This is a genomic window from Bradyrhizobium sp. CCBAU 45384 (assembly GCF_028128665.1).
GTDB classification, from domain to species: Bacteria; Pseudomonadota; Alphaproteobacteria; order Rhizobiales; family Xanthobacteraceae; genus Bradyrhizobium; species Bradyrhizobium manausense.
On the sequence record NZ_LBIZ01000027.1, the window covers coordinates 1 to 505 of the forward strand.

The following is a 505-nucleotide window of genomic DNA, read 5'->3' on the forward strand; positions in this document are numbered from 1 at the left end:
CTGTATGAGGCTGCCAGCGCGCTGCTGACCCGCTACAGGAAAAAGGACAAGGTCAAGAGCTGGGGGCTGGCGCTGGCGAAGCGCTCCTCGCACCGCAAGGCCGTGGTGGCGGTGGCGCGCAAGCTCGCCGTGATCATGCACGCGATGTGGACCACCGGCACCTTCTATTGCGGCGATCCGGACACATCTGCGGCGGAGATGCGGGCCGAAACCACCGCCAAGCAACGTAAACTGCTCGGCGCTTACGCATGAGCTGCGAGATCTCTCGAGCTGGCAGCACCGCGGCGATGGCCGCGACCTGAACATGGAGCTCCGCGGTGAGCGGATGAGGACTGGTGCAGCACAAATACGACGGAACGCACGTTATCTTGCCTGCGACGATGCATCTTCGGATGCCGACCGATCGCGCCGGATTGCCTGTGATGTGGCTCCGTCACACCGATGGAAAGATGCGCCGCGACGGCGTCCGCGCTGCCTTGCTGCAGCGAGTTTGTGCCGTCGCTGA

At 64.2% G+C, this 505-nt stretch carries 1 pseudogene; it reads left to right on the plus strand.

Annotation, left to right across the window (positions count from 1 at the left end):
- Positions 1–252 (plus strand): annotated as a pseudogene (locus tag XH80_RS02845) (IS110 family transposase); the annotation flags it as partial.
- Positions 253–505 lie beyond the last annotated feature (253 nt).